Here is a 23985-nt window from a genome sequence, read left to right on the forward strand (position 1 = left end):
ATATTTTTATATTGTATATTTTAATATTTAATATGAGTTTTATTCACAATAATAAATATTTATTAATATTAGTTTCTAAATAAAAATTAAATAAAACAAATTTTTTTTAAAATAAAATTAAAAAAAATGCCTATAAATGAAAATTTAATTGACAATTGAATTTAATTTTACTATACTAGAGTTTATTAAAATAACTATTAAAAAATTAATTGGAGGTATTTCATGGATTTCAAAGCCTTATATAAACAAAAATTAACAACTGCTGACGAAGCAGTTAAAGTTATAAAATCTGGTGACTGGATTGACTATGGCTGGGTTACTGCTACAGTAATAGATTTGGATAAAGCTTTAGCAAAAAGATTGCCTGAATTAACAGATCTTAATTTCAGAGGCGGTATATTAATGTGGGAGCCTGAAATTTTTAAGATAGAAAATCCTGAAAAACATATCACTTGGAATTCATGGCATATGTCAGGTTTAGAAAGAAAAGCAGTTGATAAAGGTTTTTGTTTCTATGATCCTATTCGTTATTCAGAAATGCCTAGATATTATAGAGAGTTACCAAGAGGAATAGATGTAGCTATGTTCCAAGTATCAGAAATGGATGAAAATGGCTATTTCAATTTCGGTCCTAATGCTTCGCATATGCAAGCTTTAATAGAAAGATCAAAATGCGTAATAGTGGAAGTAAATAAAAATATGCCAAGATGTTTAGGCGCTGCTAATATAGGCGGAGAAGCTGTACATATTAATCAAGTAGATATGATAGTAGAAGGAAGCAACACTCCTATAAAAGAAATGCCAGCAGGCGGAGCTACAGAAGTAGATAAAACAGTAGCTAAACTTATAGTAGAAGAAATACCTAACGGTGCTTGTTTACAATTGGGTATAGGGGGTATGCCTAACGCTGTTGGTTCATTGATAGCTGAATCTGATTTGAAAGATTTAGGTGTTCATACAGAAATGTATGTTGATGCTTTTGTTGATATATCTTTAGCAGGAAAAATTACAGGTTCTAAAAAGAATATAGACAGAGGCAGACAAACTTATGCATTTGGTGCTGGTACTAAGAAATTATATGATTATATACATAATAATCCTGAATGTTTATCAGCTCCTGTAGATTATACTAATGATGTAAGAGTAATTTCTTCTATAGATAATTTTATGTCAATAAATAATGCCGTAGAAATAGATTTATTTGGACAAGTAAGTGCTGAATCAACAGGATTCAAACATATAAGCGGTGCAGGCGGACAATTAGACTTCGTATTAGGTGCTTATTTATCTAAAGGCGGTAAGAGCTTTATATGTTTATCTTCAACAGTAACAGGAAAAGACGGACAATTAAAATCAAGAATAGTTCCAAGTTTTGCTAATGGTACAGTAATTACAGATACTAGAGCTAACACTCATTATGTAGTAACAGAGTATGGTAAAGTAAACTTAAAAGGTTTAACTACTTGGCAGAGAGCTGAGGCTTTAATCTCCATAGCACATCCTGATTTGAGAGACGGATTAATAAAAGAAGCAGAAAAAGCAAAAATTTGGAGAAAGAGTAACAAATAAATTTGAATATTGTTGATCATTTTTATATACTATTAATTAAATAATATTGTTAAAGGAGAAGCAAATGTTTAAAACAACAGAAAAGCATGAAGAACTTCGTGCCAAAATTAGAGCATGGGCTGAAGAAGTTGTAACTCCAATAGCTCATGAGCACGATCAAACAGGTAAATTCCCAACAGAAGCTGTAAAACAATTAGGTAAAGGCGGATTAGATATTATGGGTTTGCCTTTTGAAACAAAATACGGCGGAGCAGGATTTGATAATATTGCTTATGCTATAGCTGTAGAAGAACTTTCAAGAGTAGACGGAAGTATGGGCGTAATTTTATCAGCTCATTGTTCTTTAGGTAGTTATCCTATCTATGCTTTCGGTACTGAAGAGCAAAAGAAAAAATATTTAGTTCCTCTTGCTGAAGGTAAAAAATTAGGTGCTTTCGGTTTAACTGAACCAGAAGCTGGATCTGATGCAGGCGGTACAGAAACTACTGCTGAATTAAAAGGCGATCACTATATATTAAATGGTGAGAAAATATTCATAACTAACTCTATAGAAGCTGAAAGCTATGTAGTATTTGCTGTTACTACTCCTGGTATCGGAACAAAAGGTATCAGTGCTTTCATCGTTGAAAAAGGCTGGGAAGGCTTTGAATTCGGTGAAAAATATGACAAATTAGGTATTCGTGCTTCTGCTACAGCTCAGTTACTTTTCGATAACGTTAAAGTTCCTAAAGAAAACTTGCTTGGTAAAGAAGGACAAGGATTCAAAATTGCTATGCAAACTCTTGACGGCGGACGTATTGGTATTGCTGCTCAAGCATTAGGTATCGCTCAAGGTGCTTATGAAGCTGCTGTAGCTTATTCTAAAGAAAGAATACAGTTCGGACGTCCTATTGCTCAGCAACAAGCTATCGCTTTCAAACTTGCTGATATGGCTACTAAATTACGTGCTGCTAGACTTCTTATCTACAGTGCTGCTGCTATGAAAGACAGACATGAACCTTATGGTACTGAATCTGCTATGGCTAAATTATATGCTTCTGAAATAGGTTTGGAAGTTGTTAACCAAGCTCTTCAAATCCATGGTGGTAACGGATATATTAAAGGTGCTTATATAGTAGAAAGAGCTTATCGTGATGCTAAGATCTGTACTATTTATGAAGGTACAAGCGAAATACAAAAAGTTGTTATTTCTGCTGCTATACTTGGTAAAATGCCTAAAGCTCCTGTTGCTGCTGCTGGTCCTATGGCTAAAAAAGGTCCTATCACTGGTGAAAGAAGAAATATCATCTTCAAAGAAGGTTCAGCTCAAGATAAAGTTGACGCTTTAGTAGCTGCTCTTAAGAAAGATGGAATCGACTTCTCTGTAGGTATTGATATTAATACTCCTATTGTTAATGCTGAAAGAGTTGTTTCTGCTGGTAAAGGTATCGGTGCTAAAGAAAATATGAAACTTGTTGAGGACTTAGCTAAAGCTGCTGGTGCTGCTATAGGTTGTTCTCGTCCTGTTGCTGAAGAATTGAAATACTTACCTATCATCAGATATGTTGGTATGTCAGGTCAAAAATTCAATGGTAACTTATACATAGCTTGCGGTATTTCAGGTGCTAACCAACACTTAAAAGGTATCAAAAACGCTTCTATCATCGTAGCTATCAACGTTAAAGGTTCTGCTAAAATCTTCAAAAATGCTGACTATGGTATCGTTGGAGATGTTAAAGAGATCCTTCCATTGTTAACTAAAGCTCTTGATACTGGTGCTAAGAAACCTGCAGAAGTACCATATAAGAAAATGAAAAAGATTACTCCTAAGAAAACAATCGAATTACCTAAAATCTATGTATGTAGCGGTTGTGGTTATGAGTATAATCCATTTATTGGTGATCCAGAATCTGAAATAGCTCCAGGTACAGACTTTACAGCTCTTCCAGATGAATGGGTATGTCCTGAATGTAGTGAAGAAAAAGCTAACTTCATTAAGGCTTAAAATATAAACTTAATTATTAATAATTTTTTGAGGAGGAAAAATAATGCATTGCGTTAGAAAAGTTACTGAAGATTTATATTGGGTTGGAGCGAATGAACATCGCTTGGCTCTATTTGAAAATGTACACCCTTTAACTAAAGGTGTTTCTTATAACTCTTATGTTCTTTTAGATGAAAAAACAGTTCTTTTTGATACAGTTGACTGGGCTGTTTGCAGACAATTCTTAGATAACTTAGAATATGTTTTAAATGGTAAAAAACTTGACTATATGGTTATTAACCACATGGAACCAGACCACGCTGCTTCTATAGATGAAGTTTTAATCAGACACCCTGAAACTAAAGTTATAGCTACTGAAAAAGCTTTCATGTTCATGGATCAGTTTGGCTTCACTATTCCTGAAGACAAAAAAGAACAAGTAAAAGAAGGCGACAGCAAAAAATTCGGTAAACACGAAGTTGCTTTCGTAGCTGCTCAAATGGTACACTGGCCAGAAGCTATGGTTACTTTTGATACTACTAATGGTGTATTATTCTCTGCTGATGCTTTCGGTTCTTTCATCGCTTTAGACGGAAGATTATTCAATGACGAAGTTAACTTCGACAGAGATTGGTTAGATGAGGCTAGAAGATATTATACTAACATCGTTGGTAAATATGGCCCTCACGTACAAAACTTGCTCAAAAAAGCTGGCGGAATTATTGATAAAATTAAAATGTTCTGTCCTTTACATGGACCTATTTGGAGAAACAATCTAGGTTATATTCTTGATAAATACAACAAATGGAGTACTTATGAGCCTGAAGAAAAAGGTGTATTAATCGTATATGCTTCTATGTATGGTAATACTGAAAATATGGTTGGCGTTTTAGCTGCTAAATTAGCTGAAAAAGGTGTTACTAATATAGCTATGCATGACGTATCTAGCACTCACGTTTCTTACTTGATCGCTGATACTTTCAAATTAAGCCACGTTGTATTAGCTTCTGTTACTTACAACCTTAATATTTATCCTCCAATGCATAGTTATTTAGATGATATGAGAGCTCTTAACGTTCAAAAACGTAAGTTTGCTATCATAGAAAATGGTTCTTGGGCTCCTAAATCTGGTGCTTTAATGCAAGAATTCATTGAAAACAACTTGAAACAATGTGAAATCTTAGATGCTCAAGTTTCAGTTTCTTCTTCTATGAAAGCTGCTAACGTTGGTGAAATGGACGCTTTAGTAGACGCTATAGTTGAATCTATTAATAAATAATAATACTATAATTATTTATTAATCTATATTGATAAAGACCGATTCAGGTGAAAACTTGAATCGGTTTTTTATTAAACCATTTTTAAATTTTGACGAAGATAAAAATAATATAGATAATGTAAATAAGGAAATAATTTTTTATGGTAAGTATTAAAAGACAAAGACAGATTAAGTTATTTTTTATATTATCTATTATATTAATTGTAGTAATTTCTCTATTTATTATATTTGGTTATTTTCCTTATGGTCTTCATGAAAAAGATATGTCTGAAGTCAAAATGCCAAAAGATAATATTGCTTATGTAAGTGTTAAAAGTCTTGATAAAAGTATACTTAAATTTTCTGATTCTATATATGCTTATAGAATATCACATGATGAATCTATGTATGATTTTTCTATTTTACTTAGAAAAGCAGATGCATTTGCAGATAGATTAAGAACAAATGATAATTTTTTTGTTAAGATGGCTTCTAAACCTATGTTAAAAAGAAATGCTGCTTTGCTTTTTTGGGGATACAATGGAAATTTATATAATTCTGAAATTTTTTATTTATTTGATATAGGAAGATTAAATTCTTTTATATTTAATTCAATTTTTAGTCCTGAAAGTTTAACTATAGATAATGTTGCTTATGAAATAAAAAAAGTTAATTATAATGGAAATAAAATATATGCTTTAGATAATGGAAATCCTTATTTATTTTTTAGCTTTTATAAGGGGCTTTTGATAATTACAAAAAATTATAACCATATAAAAAAACTAATTGATTTTTTAAATTCTGATGCTGGCAGTATTAATGATGTAGAATTACTTAATAAAGTTGAAAATAAATATGACTCTGATATATCATTCTATATTAATAAACAGCTTTTTGATTATAATAAATGTGAAGGTTCTTTACTATTCACACCATTACAATATTTCAATAATGCATACACCATATATGGAAATGCTAAGATAAATAATGATAATGGATTAATGGATATTTTTGTGGATTATGAATACGGAGGATCTGAAAGATATTCTCTTTATGGTTTAGAGGGCTCGATAGATATACAGAATTATTTGCCTAAAGAAAGAACTGTTATGTATTTTGGATTAAAATCATATTTGGCAGGGCTTTATCCTATAATGTATAATGATTTGAAAATGGATCATAATAATAAGCTGTATTCTGAACTATATAATTTATTCACAAAGATGAATGATGTTTATTCATTTGGAAGCATTATAAATGATTTATATGGTGAGATGGCTGTGGCATATATAGAGTCAAAAAGATCTGAATTAATTTATCCTGTTATGATTTTTAATATAGAAAATGATACTGCTTTGCTTCCTAAATTGGAAATAGCATTATTAGAAAAATATCCTAATCTGCTTAAAAAAGAAAGAAATTATAATAATCATTATATATATTCTTATGATTTAAATAATGGAAATATATTCTATTATACTTTTATAGATAAAGTATATTTTGTAAGCGAGAATGAAAAGTCTATAGAAACTATTATAGACAGTGTTTATGATGGGGAATCTTTAGACACATATATAAAATCTCAAATATCAAAAAATATAAATCCTGATTATATATTTACAATACAGCTTGCAAAATCTCAGGATATTTTAAGATATTTTAATATACCTCTAAGGACTTGGAGTTATCCTAACAGTATAATAATAGGCTCTACTATTAATTCTAATTATACTCATATTAATATAGATTTTAAAGCTAATTTTAATAGTGTAAGTAAATAATTATCAAAAGTTATAATAGGTTGATAAATATCATTATTTGTATATAATTATACTTATTTTTTGGAGTGAAATTTATTTTATGTCAATAATTGATAAACTGTCATTGGTAGAAAAAACTTATGAAGATATAGTGCAGAAACTTAATGATGCTAATATAAAAGATAATAGAGTTATACAGGATTTGATGAAAAAAAAATCAGAAATAGAAGATATTGTTGAAGAATATAAAAAATTAAAAGTGGTACTAAAAGAAATAGATGAATCTAATGAAATGATTAATAATCCTGATACTGATAAAGAGCTTAAAGATATGGCATTACTAGAGATAGAGGAACTTAATCAAAAAAAAGAAGATATAATAAATGGTCTTAGACTTCTTTTACTTCCTAAAGATAAGAATGACGGAAAAAATATTATAGTTGAGATCAGAGTAGGTACAGGAGGAGATGAATCTGCTTTATTTGTAGGCGATTTATTTAGAATGTACACTCGTTTTATAGAAAGAACTAATTTAAAAATGGAAATAATAGATACTAGTCCTACAGAGCTTGGAGGATATAAAGAGGTTATATTTTCGGTATCAGGAAAAGATGCTTACAGAACATTAAAATTTGAAAGCGGAACTCATCGCGTACAGAGAATACCTGCTACAGAGTCAGGAGGAAGAATACATACATCAGCTTCTACAGTTGCTGTTATGCCTGAAGCTATGGAAAGCGATGTTGTTATAAAAGATGAGGATATAAGAGTTGATATATTCCGTTCAAGCGGACCTGGTGGACAGTCTGTTAATACTACTGATAGTGCTGTTAGAATTACACATTTGCCTACAGGATTAGTTGTGCAGTGTCAGGATGAAAAGAGCCAGCATAAGAATAAAGCAAAGGCATTAAAAGTCCTTCGTGCTAGAATATATGAGAAAGAAGAAGCTGAGAGAAAGGCAAAAGAAGCTAAGGAAAGAAGAGAACAGATTGGTTCAGGTGATAGAAGTGAAAGAATAAGAACTTATAATTTCCCTCAAAACAGAGTTACAGACCATAGAATAAATGTTACTCTTTATAAATTAGATAGATTTATGGATGGTGAAATTACAGAGATAACTGATGCATTATTTAAAAAAGAGCAAGAGGATATGCTTGCTTCATATTCTGATTAATACTTTATGAGTTATTTATGAAAGATATAGAAAATATATTAGGCGAAGAAAAAATTATTCATAAATTATATGATGATGATCCTGTTATTAGATATATAAAAAGTTTTGATAATGTCTTATATGCTGATTATTCTTATAGCGGAAATGATAGTTATGAAACTGATGATTCTTTGATTGGATTATTTGCTTATCATAAAGATGATAAATATTTATTTGGAGAATTTGGATATTTTAAAGAAAATAGAGAAGAATTAAAACTTATTGTAAGCGATTATCCTGAATATATAACTTTGGATAATTATGAACTTACTAATGAAAAATTTAATGATTTAATTAATTTACATAATATTTCTATGAATCAGTTTAGTTCTTTAATGATAGGTAAAAATGAAATAGATAATATAAAATCTAATTCATTAAAAAAAATCACTTTAGATGAATATATAGAAATTTTTCCTCATAGATATATAAATAATAGAATAAGATTTTCATCAAAGAATAAAAGATATGAAAGAATATATATAGATGATATATCAGAAGATTTAATTTACAGATGTTCCTATTGCGGAGCTTCTAATTTATCGAAGATAGTAAATAATGATATTAGTAATTTGCAGGATATAGATGTTCTTGATTATGATAATAATGCAGAAAAGAATTTGTATATATGTAAAGTATGCGGCTTGATATCAAGAAGTCCTGATAATATTATGGATTATATTTAATTAATTTTTATAAGAGGTAAAAGATGAGTTTTTTAATATTAGCTGATAAAACTTTTTCCAATGAGTTTTCTAAAGAATTTGATAATATCTTCAATGATAAGATTAATATTTTAAAAGAAAAATTAAACTGTGATGTTAAATATATAGAAAATAATGATATTGAAAAAATAGAAAATTATTTGAACAATATATATAAAGAAAGTGAAAATTATGACAATATAATTTACATACCGGGAAATATGCCTTTATTTAATGAATATGAAACTGTTAAATTAACTAATATACATGAGAAAAATATATCATATTTTAGTTATGGTGAAAATTATCCTGCAGGTATAGTACCTTTTATAATAAGAAGAACTGCTTTTGAAAAATTATTTAATATAATAAAAACTAAAGATATTAAAGTATCTGAAAATGCTATAAATAATATTGTATTTGTTGATCCTAACTTTTTTGAAATAGAAATACTTATATCTGAACATGATATGAGATATTATAGACTTTCTCTCTTTGCTGATAGTAAAAGAAATGCTATTTTAATAAAAAAACTTATCAATTATAAAGATTATAATGAAATGGTTAAGGCAATAGAAGAAAATCCAAGTATCAGAAGGACATTGCCTTCATTTGTAGAAATAGATATTAATAACAGACAAAATGTATTAAATAAATATTTATTGAAGAATGAAATTATAAAAAATGAGCTTTCAAAAGAAGAAAAAAATATTACTTTAGATGAGTTTAAAACTATTTATGATAAACTTTATGATTTTTGCGGCGATTTCCATATGTCTATAGGAAGTTATTATGAACCGCTTTTAAATAAAGATGTTTTTGATATATTAGAATATTCTACAAGAAATAAAAATGTTAATGTATATTTAGAAACTAATGCCTTGCTTCTTGATAGTGATAATGCTAAAAAATTATTATCTATGCAGTCAGAAAGGAATAATCTTCATGTTATAATACATTTAGATACTGTAGAAGAAGATGTTTATAATAAGATATATGATAATGGCGATATAAAAACTATCATGTCTAATATAGACTATTATTTGCTTAGAGAGCCTAAAAATACTTATTTACAGATAACTAAGCAAAAGGATAATTTTGATTATTTAGCTTCATATTATAAATATTTCGATAAATACAAAGTGGATATCATAATGCAGAAATATTATAATTATAGAGGTATTATAGATGATAATAGAATAGGCGATATGGCTCCTTTAATTAATATAGGTTGCTGGCATTTAGCTAGAGATTTATTTATAGATAGCTACGGAGATGTTTATATTTGTAGATTCGATATAAACAAAGAAAATAAAATAGCTTCTATATATGAAGAGAATATAGATAATATATGGAAGACACTTGAAAATTATTTTATTGAGAATGTTTGCAAGAAATTAGATTTTTGCAAGAATTGTGATGAATGGTATTTATATAATTTTTGATTATGGAAAATATAATAGTAAAATATTTAGAATTTGTTTTAGCTTGTTACGTAGTAAGATTTTTAGCAACCAGATTCATATTAGAATTTCAATCTGTTAAAAAATTTTATTATAGAAGAGAAATATTGCCAGGTGTTCGTAATTGGAATAATAGAATAAAAATGATGTACTATTTTGAGTTTTTTTCTTTTATTCAAAGTTTACTAATAGCATTATTTTTTATGGTATTTTCTCATTTTGTGCCTTTGAAAGAGCATTTAAAACTAATTATAGGATTTTTAACATATTCATCTTTGATAATAGCAGATAAAGTGAGATTTTCAATACTTCTTACTAATTATCCGTATTCACTTTTAATAATGGATACAGGAATATTTCTATTTGTGAGTTTTTTGCAGTTTATTGTAATGGCCTTTATGAATGCTACATTATAAAAAAAGGAAGTACTTGTTGATTTAAGCACTTCCTTTCTAACTTTTTTATTAAAAATTAGTTCTGTTCTATAGTGATAGAAGCTCCTATATCCATTGAATGAGTTTTTACTTTGTATGTTACTTTTTCAGATATTATAGAATTATCCATAAAGGCATTGGATATATTTACTTCTTCAAATATAATACTATTTTTTAATATAGAATTTTCTATTTTTGAATTTTTTCCTATATGTACATATGGTCCTATTACAGAATTTTCTATTTTTACATCTTTATCTATAAATACAGGAGGTATTATAGCAGTGTCTTTTATACCTTTGCTTAATATATTATGTTTTATAATTGATTTATTTGTTTCTATCATAGTAGATTTTTCACCGCAATCATACCATCCGTCTAATTTAAATGTTTTAAATATGATTGAATTTTTTATCATATATTCTAAAGCATCTGTAAGCTGGTATTCATTTTTGGTTTTTATATCATTTTTGATAATATAGTCTATCGCTTCAAATAACTCTTTGGTATTAACTATATTGTACATACCTGTAAGAGCCAAATTACTTATAGGTTCTTTTGGTTTTTCAACTAATTTTGTTATAACACCTTGTTCATTCAATATAGCTACTCCAAATCTGCTTGGATTATCAACTTCGCATACCCCAAGCGAATTTTCATTTTTGCTTACTATATTTGAAAGATTCAATTTAAATATTGTATCTCCCAAAATGATAAATATTTTATCATCATCTTTTATATGCTCTTTTGTAAGCGATATTGCATGAGCTAAACCTTTATACTCTTTTTGTTCTACAAATGTAAGTTTTATATTTTTATATTTTTCAGATAAGTATTCAATCATCTGATCTTTTAAATAACCTACTATAAATATAACTTCTTCTAGATCTTGTATTGAAGATATTTCAGTCATTATAAAATCTATAATGGTAGAACCTGCTATAGGAAGTATTGGTTTAGGTTTTGTTATAGTATGTGGTCTTAATCTAGTGCCTTCTCCGGCTGCTGGTATAATAACTTTCAATTTTTAATCCTTATAATCATTTAATTAATGGTATTAATAAAGCATTTGCTAATTCTTCATTAGATCCATTTAAATATTTTACTATTTCTAAAGCAAAGAATACTGTAGTAGCAGGACCTTTAGAAGTTATAACATTATCATTGCAAACTACTAAATCTTTTTCTACATATTCTCCGCCTTTTACATGAACTTCGCAGCTAGGGTAGCAAGTATATTTTCCATTTATAACGCCAGCCTCACCTAATACTATAGGAGAAGCACATATTGCAGATACTAGCTTTTTATTTTCATGCATATTTCTAAGTTTTTCTAAAATTCTCATATCTGCTTTTAAATTATTCATGCCTATCATTCCGCCTGGAAGTGCTATAGCATCAAAATCATAATTTAATATTTTTTCTAAAGTAGTGTCTGCTTTTAAATAAATATTATGGGAGCCTTTTACTTCTAAATCATTAGTTAAAGAAGCAGTTACAACTTCTATATTTGCTCTTCTTAGAACATCAACAATAGTTACAGCTTCGATTTCTTCAGCTCCTTCAGCTAAAGGTACTAAAACTTTTTTGGACATGTTATAATCTCCTTTTTATCATAATTTTCCTCTTAATTATATAATAGTTTATATTCATAATATTGCAAGCAATTCTTTTTTATATTGTAATGAAAATTATTTAATTTAAAATTTAAATAGTGTATTATAATTACTATATTAGTTATTTAATTTTTCTATGGCTTTTTCATATCCTAAATCAGCTGATTTTTTTAAATATTTTTTTGATCTAAGAATATATTTTTCTTTTATTTCCTCATCTTTTTCATGTTTTGAAATAATATCATAGAGTTTATATAAATCATAATATGCTATATAATCTTCAGGATTAAATTCTAATGTTTCTTTTAGATATTTTATTGCTTTTTTATATTTTTTATTTTTTCTATATACTACTGACATTAAATAATAAGCATCAGAATAGGCTTTATTTTTTAAAATGGCTTTTTCCAAATCTTCTATAGCTTTATCATAATCTTCTTTATCAATATAAACTTCTGCTCTGTAATAATATGTATCGCTGTCATGCGGATATATTTCTATAGATTTATTATAAGTATCTATTGCTTTATCATAATCTTTTATCTCATAATAAGCTCTTGCTAGATTATGATAAGCATCTAAATTATCATTATCTAATTCTATGACTTTAAGCAGATCATTGATAGCTTCATCATATTTTTTATTTTGAATATTATTTAATGCACTATAAAAATATTTATTTTCTTCACTAATCATATTATATATTATCCTAAATGTTAAAAATTATAATATAGAAATTATACAAAAAATAATAAGTGAATGCAAATTTATTTTTATATAAATTTATATTCACTTACATATAAAGTACATAGAAAAATATAAAAACTTTTATTAATTTTATAATTCTTTTATTAATTTATTGGCTTCTTCAAATCTTCTTTTTATTTCTTTCCAATTTTTTTCTTTCATTAAGTTTCTAGGACATAGCCAAGAACCGCCGCAGGCAAATACATTTTTGTTTTGCAAATATTCTTTTACATTATCAATACTTACACCGCCTAAAGGCATGAATTTTACTCCTGTATGCTGATAAACCGAAGCTATATTTTTTATCCAATTAATTCCTCCGTATAAACCAGCATGAAAGAATTTGATATATTTATATCCATAAGCTAAACATTGTTCTACTTCAGAAGGAGTTGCGGCACCTGGTATATAATAATAATTTTTCTTTTTGGCATATTCAAGCATTATAGGCTGAAATCCTGGGCTTATTATTATATTAGTTCCCAAATCAAGTACTCTATCAACTTGTTCTGTATTTAAAACAGTAGCAGCAGATCTTGGCAAATCAGGGTAGTCTTTGGCCAATATTTCTAAAGCTTTATATCCATATTCTGTTCTTAAAGTTAATTCTATAGAAGGAAGAAATTCCAAACAAAGTTCTGCTATATTTCTTATTTCTTCTTCATTTTCTACTACTACTACAGGTACTATTTTATTTTGTATATATTTTTCTAACATAAAAAACTCCGTAAAATGTAAAACTATAATTAATAATCTATCATGCTTAATTATTAAAGTAAATAACATAATTATTCATGCAAAGATTTGTATTTATTTTTAGACAGTATCTATGCTATATAAACAAGGAAGGTTAAATATATGAATATTTAACCTTCCTTTTGATATTAGAGAATAAAAAAATATTATAGATTTTCTTTTAGAATTTTAATGATCTCTTCTTTGCTTAATACTTTACCATAAGAAAGAACTTTATCATCTAATAATAGGGCAGGAGTAGACATTACTCCATAAGAAGCTATTTCAGCCATATCTTCCACATATTTAATAGCCAAATCAAGTTTTGCTTCTTCTATGGCAGCTATTGTATTTTCTTCTAGCTTTTTACAATTAGCACAGCCTGTACCTAATATTTTTACTCTAGCCTCTATAGGCGATTCTTTTGTTGTTTCCTCTTCAACGAAGGGGGTAATAGCAGGTCCTCAGCCGCATCCGCCTTTTCCAAATAAAATATCTTTTAATGACATATTATCTCCTTAAAAATTTTTTAATATTTATAATTTTTCTTTTAAAATATTTACTATTTTTTCCCTATCCAAAACTTCTCCATAAGATATAAGCTCATCATTTACAATAAGAGCAGGTAAAGTCATAACACCATAATATGACATAGTTCCTTTACTGTCTGTATATTTTATGGATAAGTCCAAATTTAAATCCAATATAGCTCTTCTTAAATTATCAAGCATATCAAGAGAATTTTCATCATCATTTCCTAAAAGCAGTATTTTTTCTATTTCTCTTTCTATACCCTCATCCTCTAGAGGGTCAGGCAAACATCCTCAGCCAAATTGTATTTTTTCTATAGCCATAATATACCTCCAAAGTTAGTATATACATATTATAGGTATATATGAAATAATTGCAAATTTAAAAATAAAAAAAATCATACATTTTTTACAATTTATCTTTTAATAGTTCAATTATTTCATCTTTATTTAGTACTTTACCATAAGATAATACATTTTCATCTAATACTAGGCTAGGTGTGGATATAACTCCATAAGAAGCTATTTTTTCTATATCATAAATATGTCCTACTGTTAAACTAAGTCCCATATCTTTCAAAGCTTTCAATGTGTTTTCTTCCAATTTTTTACAGTTATTACAGCCTGTACCTAATATTTTTATTCTTGCATTTTCTTCAGATGATGTTTGACATAAGCTTCCGCAGCTGCATTGTTATTTTTTATTGTTATTGAAAAACATAATTTACTCCTTTTTATAGTTTTTTATTATTGATATCACCTAAACAACTATATTTTGTCAAAAATAAATTTATATTTTTGTTTTTATATCTGAGGCTTTGTCCACCGCGAATCGTACCAGTAGGGTAAGCCACCACTTCTTTTATTGCTACAGGTACAGCCCACCTCACGAAGTGTGCCTATGGTAGGCGAAAAGCTATGTTTTAGCTTAAATTTAATATTTTATCTTACATGTAAAACATAATTAGTATTGTTTAGTACTAATTTTATACTTGCACTTTCGCGAAGCGTGCCTGCGGCAGCAACTTTTTGCGGCGGGAAAAAGTTGAATAAAAAAATTGACAAACTTAAAAATTTTTAGTATCTACTAAAAATAAATCATACAAAAAGAAAATAAAAATTATTAAATAAGTACCCAATAATAATTATTCCTAAAGTTACTATAAATACAAAAAATATTAAAAGAGGCATTTTAACAGCTTTTTTAAGCATAATAATAGAAGGCAGAGATAAGGCAGTAACTGACATCATAAATGATAGAATAGTACCAAGTCCTGCACCTTTATAAAATAAACTTTCTGCTATAGGTAAAGTTCCGAATATATCTGCATACATTGGAATTCCTACCAAAGAAGCTAAAGGCACAGAATACCAATTATTTTTTCCTAGTATTGTATTTATCCATTCAGACGGTATAACATTATGAATAAAAGCTCCAATTCCAACTCCTATAAAAATGTATAAATAAACTTTTTTTATAGTTTCTATAACCTGTTCTTTTGAATACATTAATCTTTCTTTTTTAGTCATAGTTTGTATTGCTATTTCTGTATTATTTACTTTTATATTTTTTATAAAGTCTTCTAAATATTTTTCCATTTTAAGTTTACCTATTAAAGTACCTCCGGCAACAGCAAGTACAAGTCCTACTACAACATAAGCAATTGCAATCTTCATACCGAATATGCTTGATAAAAGTATTAAAGAAGCTAAGTCTACAAGAGGCGATGATATTAAAAATGAAAATGTCATTGAAATAGGTATTCCTGCAGAAGTAAATCCTATAAAAAGCGGTATTGATGAGCATGAGCAAAATGGTGTAACAGTACCGAAAAGGGCAGCCAATATATTTGCTGATATTCCTTTAAATCTGCTTAATATTTTTTTAGTTCTTTCAGGTGGAAAATAAGATTGAATATATGATATACAAAATATTAGTACTGATAACAGCACAAATATTTTTACGACATCATAAATAAAAAATTGTATTATTCCTTTAACTGTTTCTGATAAGGCAAAATTATTTAATATGTTTCCTATTAAAGTATTAAGCCATTTCATTGATATTATTTGATCTTGTATAAAGATGAATATTGATTTTATAATCTCCATTTTTTATAACTCCTAATTTATTAAAAAAATTATATTGTTAATTTCTTATTATTAATTTTTGAATTTATTTTTTGTGGCATTTGCTATTTTTACAAGAGTAAGCATTACAGGTACTTCTACCAATACGCCTACAATTGTTGCAAGTGCCGCTCCAGAATTAACTCCGAATAATGATACGGCTACGGCAACAGCAAGCTCAAAGAAATTTGATGCCCCTATCATTCCTGCAGGTGCCGCTACATTATGAGGAAGTTTTAATAAATAGCTTGCAATATATGCTATAAAAAATATTAAAAAGGTTTGTAATATTAAAGGTATTGCTATCAAAATTATATGAATAGGGTTAGATAGTATTACATTTCCTTGAAAGCTGAATAATAATATTAATGTTAATAGCAGGCCTATTATTGTAATATTATCAAATTTATGTATAAAAATATTATTGAAATATTCTATTCCTTTTTTACTGCATACATAAACTCTTGTAATAATTCCTGCTGTTAATGGTATAAATACAAATAACACAACAGATAAAAATAATGTATCCCAAGGAACTGTAACATTCGATATTCCTAATAAAAATTTTACTATAGGAACGAATGCTATAAGTATTATTAAATCATTAGTTGCAACCTGCACTACAGTATATGATGGATTTCCATTTGTTAATGCACTCCAAACAAATACCATAGCAGTACATGGAGCAGCTCCTAAAAGTACAGCACCAACTAAATATTCTTTTGCTAAATCTTTTGGTATAAAATTATTGAGTATAGTATAAAAAAAGAAAGAAGCTATAAAAAACATGGTAAAAGGTTTTATAAGCCAATTTACAATCCAAGTAACAAACAGCCCCTGCGGATTTTTTGTAACGTTCTTTATACTTTGAAAATCTACACTCATCATCATAGGATATATCATAAGCCATATTAATATTGCTATGGGTATAGAAACATTTGCATATTCAAATTTATTTAGTGTATTTGGGATTATAGGCAGGAATTTAGATATTAATACTCCTATAATCATACATATAAATACCCATAAAGTTAAATATTTCTGAAAAAAACTTATAGATTCTTTTTTATTTTTCATTATAGTATATTCCTAAATATTATTTTTTAATCGCATAGAGTTTTTATTTTTTTGTCTTTAGTAATTTTTGATGAATAGTAATTCAAAACATTTTTTGCTCTTTCAAAACCTTCTTTATTTATACTGTAATAAGTCCATTTGCCTTCTTTTCTTGGTATCACTACTTCAGCATCGCATAATATTTTCATATGATGAGATAATGTAGACTGCACTATTTTTAATTCTTCTAAAAGTTTGCATGCACATATTTCAGAGTCTTTAATCATATCTAATATTTGAAGTCTGTTTTCATCGCAGAATGCTTTGAATATTACTGCTTCTTTTTTATAGTCTTTCATATTAATAGTATCCTTATTAATTTTTATATATCGAAGTTTATCAATGTGTTAATATAGCATACATATCGATAAATATCAATATGTTTTTTATCTTTTTTTATATTATTGAAATAATGCTGTATAATGGTATAATATATTATTACTATATAAAATATGGAGTTTGTTATTATGCAAGTTAAAAATTTTGGAAACGGATATCTTTTATATGAATTAAAAAATGAAAATGATATGATATTAAAACTTACAGATATCGGTGCTTCAATAGTTGGTGTATTTTTCAAAGATAAAAACGGAAATGAAGTGCAGGTGTCATTTGGAAGCGATCATTATTCATTTTACTTGAATCCGCATGATTATATAGGAGCCTCTGTTGGAAGAATAGCTAATAGAACAATAAATGCAGAATTTACACTTGATGGACAAACATATAAATTAACTAAAAATGATAATGGAAAACATCATTTACATGGCGGCGATAAAGGAATATCATTTCAAAAATTTGATTCTAAGGTTTTGGATAATCATTCTGTATTATTCAGCTATAGTTCAAATGAAGGCGATGAAGGTTATCCTGCCAATGCTGATATAGATATAACATACTCTTTAACAGATGATAATGAAATAATTATAGAATATTTTGCTGCAGTTAATGCTCCTACACCTATAAATCTTACAAATCATGCTTATTGGAATCTCAATGGAGAAGGCACTATATATGATCATGATTTGTTTATAGATTCTTCATTTTATTTGCCTGTAACAGATGAATGCGTATCTACAGGTGAGATTTTAAAAACAGAAAATACTCCTTTTGATTTTACTAAAACAAAAAAAATAGGTGCTGATATAGAAAAAGCAAATGGTTATGATAACTGCTTTATGTTTAATGAAAAAAATATATTGTCTCATACCAATGAAGAAGAGAATAATTTAAATAAATTAAGAGCTTCATGCTATAGTGAAAAAACAGGAATATGCTTAGAATTATATACTACAAAACCTGCTATGCATTTCTATTCAGGCAATATGCTTAATAATAGAGAAGTTAGAAATACAGTTTTGAATAAACATAATGCATTTTGTTTTGAAACAGAGTATTTACCTGGTGCTGTAAACTTTCCTCATTTTCCAAGTATAATATTTGATCCGGATAGAAATTACAGTCATAAGACTATATATAAATTGTCATTAAAATAACAATAAAGAATTATAAAATATTTTTGGAAATATATATGGATAATAACAATAAAAAGTCAATAATAATAGAACATTATATAGAAAGGGTAAAAGATTTTAATATACCAGAGTACAAAGTTTTGGATTGGGAATCTCAGAACGCTCAGGAGGCTAGATTTTCTGCTTTGCTTAGTCATTTCGATATAAGAAAGTCAATTTTACTTGATGTTGGATGCGGACTTGGACATTTAGCCGAATACATAGATAAGCAGAATATTAATACTTATTATATTGGTATTGATATAATGCCTGAGATGATTGAAAGAGCTAAGCATAAGAAATTTAAAAATATTAATCCTCAATTTATGACTATAGATTTTTTTAAGAATTCTGATACAAAAGATGATTTTGATTATATATATTCTTCCGGTATATTTAATCTTAATCTTGGCAACAATGAAGAGTTTTTGAAAAATGCTGTTAGAGATTTTTTAATTGCTGCTAGGAAAGGCGTATGCTTCAATTTGCTTGATATTTCATGCAAAGAAAAATATGGTGATAAATATTACTACTATAAAAAAGATGAAGTATTCAATATGGTTTGCGATATAGTAAAAGATTTGGATTTAAAATGCCAAATAAAAATATCTGATGAATATTTATCAAATGATTTTTCTGTATTTGTAGATATATTATGATAAAATATATTTAATAAATTAAGGAGTAAGAATTTATGTTAAAAAGATTATTAATAATTTCTATTTTTTTGATTTTCAGTTTTTTAGTATATTCTCAAACTCCAAAAACTGCTAATAATACTTTAGAAGCTGTGTCTATAGCTTATGATGTAGAAATTAATTCTTCTTTTGCTTATGCTAAATTTTCTGCAGCTTCAAAAAATAAAGCTATAGTTAATTTATTTCAAGCTGTTTCTGATTCAAAATCTTGGCATGCTAATATTTTATATAATGCTGCCATTCAAGATAAGATAACAGACACCATTTTACAAGCTCAAGTAGGAGATCCTAAAGTAGGAACGGACATTGAAAATTTAAAATCAGCTCAATCAATGACATCTTATGAATATACGAAAATGTATCCTGAATTATTGAAAGTAGTAAATAAAGATAATAAAAAAGAAATGGCAAATGAGATTAATAATATAATAAAAGCAGAAAAATCACATAATGCTTTATTTACTCAAGCCATAAGCAATTTGCAAAATAATAAGCCATTAGCAGAGAAATATTATTTATGTGAAACTTGCGGTTATGTTGAAGCCAATTCAGCACCTGATAAATGTCCTATATGCGGCAGTTCTAAAAATACACTTAAAGAATATAAATAATTAATCTATAATTAAAAATATAAAAAAATAAAAGGCTGAAAGTGTTATACCTACAGCCTTTATTTTTTATATAGTATTAAATTTTTACAAGTTATTTGTTTATAGTACGCATATCTATTACATATCTGAATTTTACTTTTCCGTCTATAACTTTTCTATAAGCATCTGATATAGTTTGAGCATCTGCTTTTATTATTTCTACAGTAGGATAAATATTATTTTCTATAGAATAGTTAAGCATTTTCTGAGTTTCTTTTATGCCTCCTATAAGTGAACCAAATAATTTTTTACTGCCATGTTGACCTATCATAGCTATAAGAGTAGGCATTTTTGAAGTACGTGGAAGACCTAATAAACACATAGTACCGCCTCTTTTAAGCATACGCATATACATATTGACATCGTAATAAGCTGGAATTGTACTTATTATATAATTAAGAGTATTGTTAACATTTTTTAAATCTTCTGCATTATTAACATTAACATACTTTACAGCTCCCATATTTAAAGCATCTTGTCTTTTATCTTCTGTTATATCAAATACTGTAACTTCTGCACCTAATTTAACTGCATATTTTACAGCCATAGAACCAAGTCCTCCGAATCCTGCAATACCTATTTTATCGCCTTTTCGTACATTCATAACTTGTATAGGTGAATAAGTTGTAATTCCAGCACAAAGAAGCGGAGCAACTTTATCTAGTTCGGCATTATCTGGTATAAGTATTGCAAAATCTTCAGACACTACTATATTATCAGAGTATCCGCCTTGAGTGATTTCATTATTATGGAATCTATCCCTTGATCCGTAAGTATAAACAGCTCTATTTAAACAGTACTGTTCTAAATTATCCAAACAGCTTTCGCATTGTCCGCATGAGTTTACCATACAGCCTACGCCTGCAAAATCTCCAACTTTGAATTTTGTTACGGCATTTCCAACCTGTACGACTCTACCTGCTATTTCATGTCCTACTACAAGTGGAGTATTGCTTGATTTTCCTTCTACAACATGTATATCGCTATGGCATATTCCGGCATAAAGTATTTCTATCAAAACATCATTGCTTCCTACAGCATGCCTTGTAAACTCATGGTATTTAAAATCCATATTGGCTGAAATTGCTGCAAAGCCTCTTGTTTTTACTCTGCCGTTTGCATTGGTCTGTATATTGATAGGGGCTTTTTTCAATTCTTGATTATACATTGCGTTTGAAGAATTATTCTGATTATTAACCGCATTATTATTTTGATTATTTACGCTTGTTTGTGCATTTGATGAATCATTACATGACAGCACATATAATATTGCTATCATTATAATTAATATAGCTTTTTTCATTTTATAATCTCCTTCATAAATTTCTATAATTATATTATATCATTGAAGTAAACTCCAGAGTCAAGCAATTTTTTAAATTTCTTCATATATTTAATTTTATTCTAATTCCCGCCCATTTTGTTTTATAGTTTTCTTTGTTATTATTGTTCTATTATTCTTTTTAGTTTTTACTGTTAGTATATACCTAGACAACTATATTTTGTCAATTTTGATATTTTTCAAATGTATTATCAACTTTTTTGCCGCACAAAAAAGTTGCAAAAAACGCAAGTATTACAACCTTGTATTATTCAATATGTATTAAGTATGTGTTAACATCTAAAATTTAGGTTAAACCTTGCCGCAGTCACGCAGAGCGTATGCAGCGGGAAAAAGAACAATAAAAAAATTACAAACTTAAAAATTTTTAGTATAACGCCCGCCCTAGATTTTTTTAGATTTTGAATTTCTACACCGCACGGAGAATGGCATTATAAATATAAATTGGTTTTGAATGTTAATTTTTATTATATATAAAATTTCATTAACCGTACGTAGAGTTAGTTTTTATATTTAATAATTGCTGTGTTGTACTTTTTATTTTTTATTTGCTTATTAAAATTGAAAAATTAAAAATAATTAATAAATAAAATAAATGATATGTAAATATTTATATGGTGCTAAAATTAATTTTACCAGCACCTATATTTTTAGCTCTTTCTATCCAATCATCTACTGTTATCATTGCTGCACTTTTAATAAATGGTTTTCTATATATGCAGTCGTTTTTAATAAGGGGTAAATTTTGTTGTATAGCATTATTAATGTTTTTTATAAATCTAGGATCACGAATTTTAAAATTTAAACTAAATATTATAAAATAATATATATCTTTATCATTTATATTTTCAGAACTATATTCTTTAATAAAACTTCCTCTTCCTTTCTGTATTAATTCATAAATTATTGATTCTTTATTAAGCGGTTTATCTATTTTAAAACTATTTAATACTTCTTTAAAATCATGTTGAGAAACATTATTAAAATTTTTTAATTCTATAAATAATATTTTATCATCTAACCTTATAATTAAGTCTACATTACTTAAGCAATGAGAATATTGATTTATTTTTTCTTTTCTATTTTCTTTTTCTTCAGGATCTACTATTTGAATATTATCTTCGTAGGATATTGTGAAATTATCTTTTATTAAATTTGCCATATTTGTTACTCAAACATTTTATCTATAGATTCATTATGTTGTTTTATAATCTTAGCTTCTATTGGATTATATGATAAATTTGATAATATTTCATTACTTTCCACTTTTACACCATCTTTAATATTATCATCGTCAAAGTAAAAAGAGTGAAACATTATTTCGTCATCTTTTTTTCTTTGCAATTCTATATCATTAAGAATAAAATCATTGTGTGTAGCAATGAATATTTGACAGCCCAATCTTGATAAATCTAAAAGAATTTTTACAAGCAAATCAGTTAGCTGAGGATTTAAGTTTGACTCTGGTTCATCTACTAATAAAATAGTATTTTCATCTATTTCACCATTCATTATCAGTGTATATAAAAGAGCAAGTTTTTTATGACCTTCTGCCACCATATCAAAAGAAACTTCTCCTATATGATTATATTTAATAAAAAAACTATTATTTTTATAAACAGTTTTTCCTCCTATGGCATTTTCTATATCCATAGCTATATTTTCTAATTTTTTATCTAATGATCTTAATTTAGGAAGTTCAGCTTTTTTTAAAATGTTATAATAAATAGGTTCAAAATTAACATCTCTTTTATCATAAAGAGCTGTAAAACCATTAGAATAACTTAACATATCTTTACATGGAATAAATGTGAACTTCTTATTTTGAAATAGATAATTATCATTATTTTCTAATGATAAAAATAAATTATAATTATTTATATTTTTTTTAGGTTTTAGAAATAGATTTTTTATTTTTAGATTAATGGTATCATTAATTTTTATATAAAAATACTTATTAAAAAAACATTCCGTATCATTAAAAAATTTTTTAGCTTTTTCATTATCAAATATCATATCTAACAAATCTTTTAATGTATTACTTTCTATATTATCTAAATCTTCATTATCTAAATCTTCATTATCTAAATCCATTTTTAGTAATTTAAAAGCATCTTGTCCAAAAGGAGATAGTTTTTCGTCTATTTTATTGATTTTTATTGTTTTTATTTCATCATTATCTAAATCAATATCAAAATTAAAATCAAATGAATTTATATCTATAACTTCATCTATATTATAAAAATTATTATCTAAACAATTTATAATTTTTAATAAATGAGTTTTTCCTGTACCATTTTTTCCTATAAAAACATTTAACCCTTTTGATACATTTATATCAGCATATTTAAAAACTGTAATATTCGATATTTTTATATTTTCTATTTTATTACTTTCCATAATATTAATTGTATCGGATAAAAGATCAATATATATTAATATTAAATTGATTATTTTTATAAATGTCATATAATTTATAATACTTGAAAAATATATGAATTTGCAATATAATTTTCGACATTAAAAATATGTAAACTAAA

Annotated in this window: 23 protein-coding genes and 1 pseudogene; 11 read left to right on the forward strand and 13 right to left on the reverse strand. The window is 27.0% G+C overall.

Features of this window, described 5'->3' with window-relative positions; translation table 11 throughout:
* Window positions 1-222 precede the first annotated feature (222 nt).
* The 8 genes from BRSU_RS01440 (at window position 223) to BRSU_RS01475 (ending at window position 10349) form a co-directional block, all read left to right on the forward strand.
* Entirely contained in the window at window positions 223-1569 is a 1347-nt protein-coding gene (locus BRSU_RS01440) for a butyryl-CoA:acetate CoA-transferase (protein WP_048593440.1), read from the forward strand.
* Window positions 1570-1633: 64 nt separating this feature from the next.
* On the forward strand, window positions 1634-3553 hold the full coding sequence (locus BRSU_RS14720; protein WP_083997851.1) for an acyl-CoA dehydrogenase family protein: 1920 nt from the start codon (window positions 1634-1636) through the stop codon (window positions 3551-3553).
* Between the two features lie 43 nt (window positions 3554-3596).
* Complete coding sequence (locus BRSU_RS01450; RefSeq protein ID WP_048593441.1) at window positions 3597-4811, forward strand: FprA family A-type flavoprotein; 1215 nt, start codon at window positions 3597-3599, stop codon at window positions 4809-4811.
* Between the two features lie 140 nt (window positions 4812-4951).
* Window positions 4952-6571, forward strand: coding sequence for a hypothetical protein (locus BRSU_RS01455; protein WP_048593442.1), 1620 nt, complete (start codon window positions 4952-4954; stop codon window positions 6569-6571).
* 79 nt (window positions 6572-6650) lie between these two features.
* Entirely contained in the window at window positions 6651-7727 is a 1077-nt protein-coding gene (prfA, locus tag BRSU_RS01460; protein WP_041177460.1) for a peptide chain release factor 1, read from the forward strand.
* Window positions 7728-7744: 17 nt separating this feature from the next.
* The gene (locus BRSU_RS01465; protein ID WP_048593443.1) at window positions 7745-8452 is read left to right on the forward strand and encodes a hypothetical protein; all 708 of its coding nucleotides are present in this window, start codon (window positions 7745-7747) and stop codon (window positions 8450-8452) included.
* A 23-nt stretch (window positions 8453-8475) separates the two neighbouring features.
* On the forward strand, window positions 8476-9915 hold the full coding sequence (locus BRSU_RS01470) for a spiro-SPASM protein (RefSeq protein ID WP_048593444.1): 1440 nt from the start codon (window positions 8476-8478) through the stop codon (window positions 9913-9915).
* Between the two features lie 2 nt (window positions 9916-9917).
* The gene (locus BRSU_RS01475; protein WP_048593445.1) at window positions 9918-10349 is read left to right on the forward strand and encodes a hypothetical protein; all 432 of its coding nucleotides are present in this window, start codon (window positions 9918-9920) and stop codon (window positions 10347-10349) included.
* A gap of 55 nt (window positions 10350-10404) precedes the next feature.
* Here the strand turns inward: BRSU_RS01475 and BRSU_RS01480 are convergent, their stop codons facing one another.
* The 10 genes and pseudogenes from BRSU_RS01480 to BRSU_RS01530 form a co-directional block, all read right to left on the reverse strand.
* Complete coding sequence (locus tag BRSU_RS01480; RefSeq protein ID WP_048593446.1) at window positions 10405-11391, reverse strand: sugar phosphate nucleotidyltransferase; 987 nt, start codon at window positions 11389-11391, stop codon at window positions 10405-10407.
* A gap of 16 nt (window positions 11392-11407) precedes the next feature.
* Entirely contained in the window at window positions 11408-11962 is a 555-nt protein-coding gene (locus tag BRSU_RS01485) for a DJ-1 family glyoxalase III (RefSeq protein WP_048593447.1), read from the reverse strand.
* A gap of 138 nt (window positions 11963-12100) precedes the next feature.
* On the reverse strand, window positions 12101-12679 hold the full coding sequence (locus BRSU_RS01490; protein WP_048593448.1) for a tetratricopeptide repeat protein: 579 nt from the start codon (window positions 12677-12679) through the stop codon (window positions 12101-12103).
* Window positions 12680-12820: 141 nt separating this feature from the next.
* Window positions 12821-13447 (reverse strand): bifunctional 4-hydroxy-2-oxoglutarate aldolase/2-dehydro-3-deoxy-phosphogluconate aldolase, encoded by a 627-nt coding sequence (locus BRSU_RS01495; RefSeq protein ID WP_048593449.1) that lies wholly within the window; start codon window positions 13445-13447, stop codon window positions 12821-12823.
* A 185-nt stretch (window positions 13448-13632) separates the two neighbouring features.
* Window positions 13633-13974 carry a thioredoxin-like selenoprotein Sec.2 gene (gene sec2 / locus BRSU_RS14280; protein WP_245158023.1) on the reverse strand — a complete coding sequence of 114 codons (342 nt, stop codon included), beginning with the start codon at window positions 13972-13974 and terminating at the stop codon, window positions 13633-13635.
* Window positions 13975-14001: 27 nt separating this feature from the next.
* The gene (gene sec1, locus BRSU_RS01510; protein WP_245158024.1) at window positions 14002-14319 is read right to left on the reverse strand and encodes a thioredoxin-like selenoprotein Sec.1; all 318 of its coding nucleotides are present in this window, start codon (window positions 14317-14319) and stop codon (window positions 14002-14004) included.
* An 85-nt stretch (window positions 14320-14404) separates the two neighbouring features.
* A pseudogene (locus BRSU_RS14730) lies at window positions 14405-14716 on the reverse strand (thioredoxin family protein).
* A 377-nt stretch (window positions 14717-15093) separates the two neighbouring features.
* Window positions 15094-16107 (reverse strand): permease, encoded by a 1014-nt coding sequence (locus tag BRSU_RS01520; protein ID WP_048593453.1) that lies wholly within the window; start codon window positions 16105-16107, stop codon window positions 15094-15096.
* Between the two features lie 51 nt (window positions 16108-16158).
* Window positions 16159-17202, reverse strand: a complete 1044-nt coding sequence (arsB, locus tag BRSU_RS01525; RefSeq protein ID WP_048593454.1) for an ACR3 family arsenite efflux transporter — start codon at window positions 17200-17202, stop codon at window positions 16159-16161.
* A 26-nt stretch (window positions 17203-17228) separates the two neighbouring features.
* A complete protein-coding gene (locus BRSU_RS01530) occupies window positions 17229-17540 on the reverse strand; it encodes an ArsR/SmtB family transcription factor (RefSeq protein ID WP_048593455.1) in 312 nt (103 codons plus the stop codon).
* 168 nt (window positions 17541-17708) lie between these two features.
* Here BRSU_RS01530 and BRSU_RS01535 point away from each other — a divergent pair, with 168 nt between their 5' ends.
* From BRSU_RS01535 to BRSU_RS01545, 3 genes are read left to right on the forward strand one after another with little or no spacing between them, the layout of a single operon-like run.
* Complete coding sequence (locus tag BRSU_RS01535; RefSeq protein WP_048593456.1) at window positions 17709-18737, forward strand: aldose epimerase family protein; 1029 nt, start codon at window positions 17709-17711, stop codon at window positions 18735-18737.
* Window positions 18738-18772: 35 nt separating this feature from the next.
* A complete protein-coding gene (locus BRSU_RS01540) occupies window positions 18773-19414 on the forward strand; it encodes a class I SAM-dependent methyltransferase (protein WP_048593457.1) in 642 nt (213 codons plus the stop codon).
* 35 nt (window positions 19415-19449) lie between these two features.
* The gene (locus BRSU_RS01545) at window positions 19450-20064 is read left to right on the forward strand and encodes a rubrerythrin family protein (protein WP_048593458.1); all 615 of its coding nucleotides are present in this window, start codon (window positions 19450-19452) and stop codon (window positions 20062-20064) included.
* A 91-nt stretch (window positions 20065-20155) separates the two neighbouring features.
* Here the strand turns inward: BRSU_RS01545 and BRSU_RS01550 are convergent, their stop codons facing one another.
* The 3 genes from BRSU_RS01550 to BRSU_RS01560 all read right to left on the reverse strand — a co-directional run bounded on the left by BRSU_RS01550 (window position 20156) and on the right by BRSU_RS01560 (window position 23914).
* Window positions 20156-21406, reverse strand: coding sequence for an NAD(P)-dependent alcohol dehydrogenase (locus tag BRSU_RS01550; RefSeq protein ID WP_048593459.1), 1251 nt, complete (start codon window positions 21404-21406; stop codon window positions 20156-20158).
* Between the two features lie 649 nt (window positions 21407-22055).
* Complete coding sequence (locus BRSU_RS01555; protein WP_048593460.1) at window positions 22056-22607, reverse strand: hypothetical protein; 552 nt, start codon at window positions 22605-22607, stop codon at window positions 22056-22058.
* Between the two features lie 5 nt (window positions 22608-22612).
* The gene (locus BRSU_RS01560) at window positions 22613-23914 is read right to left on the reverse strand and encodes an ATP-binding protein (RefSeq protein WP_245158026.1); all 1302 of its coding nucleotides are present in this window, start codon (window positions 23912-23914) and stop codon (window positions 22613-22615) included.
* Between the last annotated feature and the right edge of the window lie 71 nt (window positions 23915-23985).

It is taken from the genome of Brachyspira suanatina (genome assembly GCF_001049755.1).
GTDB lineage: Bacteria > Spirochaetota > Brachyspiria > Brachyspirales > Brachyspiraceae > Brachyspira > Brachyspira suanatina.

Bases quoted from the DNA above. Each gene is read 5' to 3' on its own strand.
- BRSU_RS01465 (WP_048593443.1), top strand. From the start codon at position 7,745: ATGAAAGATATAGAAAATATATTAGGCGAAGAAAAAATTATTCATAAA.
- BRSU_RS01470 (WP_048593444.1), top strand. From the start codon at position 8,476: ATGAGTTTTTTAATATTAGCTGATAAAACTTTTTCCAATGAGTTTTCT.
- BRSU_RS01450 (WP_048593441.1), top strand. From the start codon at position 3,597: ATGCATTGCGTTAGAAAAGTTACTGAAGATTTATATTGGGTTGGAGCG.
- BRSU_RS01540 (WP_048593457.1), top strand. From the start codon at position 18,773: ATGGATAATAACAATAAAAAGTCAATAATAATAGAACATTATATAGAA.
- BRSU_RS01555 (WP_048593460.1), bottom strand. From the start codon at position 22,607: ATGGCAAATTTAATAAAAGATAATTTCACAATATCCTACGAAGATAAT.
- BRSU_RS01475 (WP_048593445.1), top strand. From the start codon at position 9,918: ATGGAAAATATAATAGTAAAATATTTAGAATTTGTTTTAGCTTGTTAC.
- BRSU_RS01545 (WP_048593458.1), top strand. From the start codon at position 19,450: ATGTTAAAAAGATTATTAATAATTTCTATTTTTTTGATTTTCAGTTTT.
- BRSU_RS14720 (WP_083997851.1), top strand. From the start codon at position 1,634: ATGTTTAAAACAACAGAAAAGCATGAAGAACTTCGTGCCAAAATTAGA.
- BRSU_RS01490 (WP_048593448.1), bottom strand. From the start codon at position 12,679: ATGATTAGTGAAGAAAATAAATATTTTTATAGTGCATTAAATAATATT.
- BRSU_RS01495 (WP_048593449.1), bottom strand. From the start codon at position 13,447: ATGTTAGAAAAATATATACAAAATAAAATAGTACCTGTAGTAGTAGTA.
- arsB (WP_048593454.1), bottom strand. From the start codon at position 17,202: ATGAAAAATAAAAAAGAATCTATAAGTTTTTTTCAGAAATATTTAACT.
- BRSU_RS01455 (WP_048593442.1), top strand. From the start codon at position 4,952: ATGGTAAGTATTAAAAGACAAAGACAGATTAAGTTATTTTTTATATTA.
- BRSU_RS01550 (WP_048593459.1), bottom strand. From the start codon at position 21,406: ATGAAAAAAGCTATATTAATTATAATGATAGCAATATTATATGTGCTG.
- BRSU_RS01530 (WP_048593455.1), bottom strand. From the start codon at position 17,540: ATGAAAGACTATAAAAAAGAAGCAGTAATATTCAAAGCATTCTGCGAT.
- BRSU_RS01535 (WP_048593456.1), top strand. From the start codon at position 17,709: ATGCAAGTTAAAAATTTTGGAAACGGATATCTTTTATATGAATTAAAA.
- BRSU_RS01485 (WP_048593447.1), bottom strand. From the start codon at position 11,962: ATGTCCAAAAAAGTTTTAGTACCTTTAGCTGAAGGAGCTGAAGAAATC.
- BRSU_RS01520 (WP_048593453.1), bottom strand. From the start codon at position 16,107: ATGGAGATTATAAAATCAATATTCATCTTTATACAAGATCAAATAATA.
- BRSU_RS01440 (WP_048593440.1), top strand. From the start codon at position 223: ATGGATTTCAAAGCCTTATATAAACAAAAATTAACAACTGCTGACGAA.
- prfA (WP_041177460.1), top strand. From the start codon at position 6,651: ATGTCAATAATTGATAAACTGTCATTGGTAGAAAAAACTTATGAAGAT.
- BRSU_RS01560 (WP_245158026.1), bottom strand. From the start codon at position 23,914: ATGACATTTATAAAAATAATCAATTTAATATTAATATATATTGATCTT.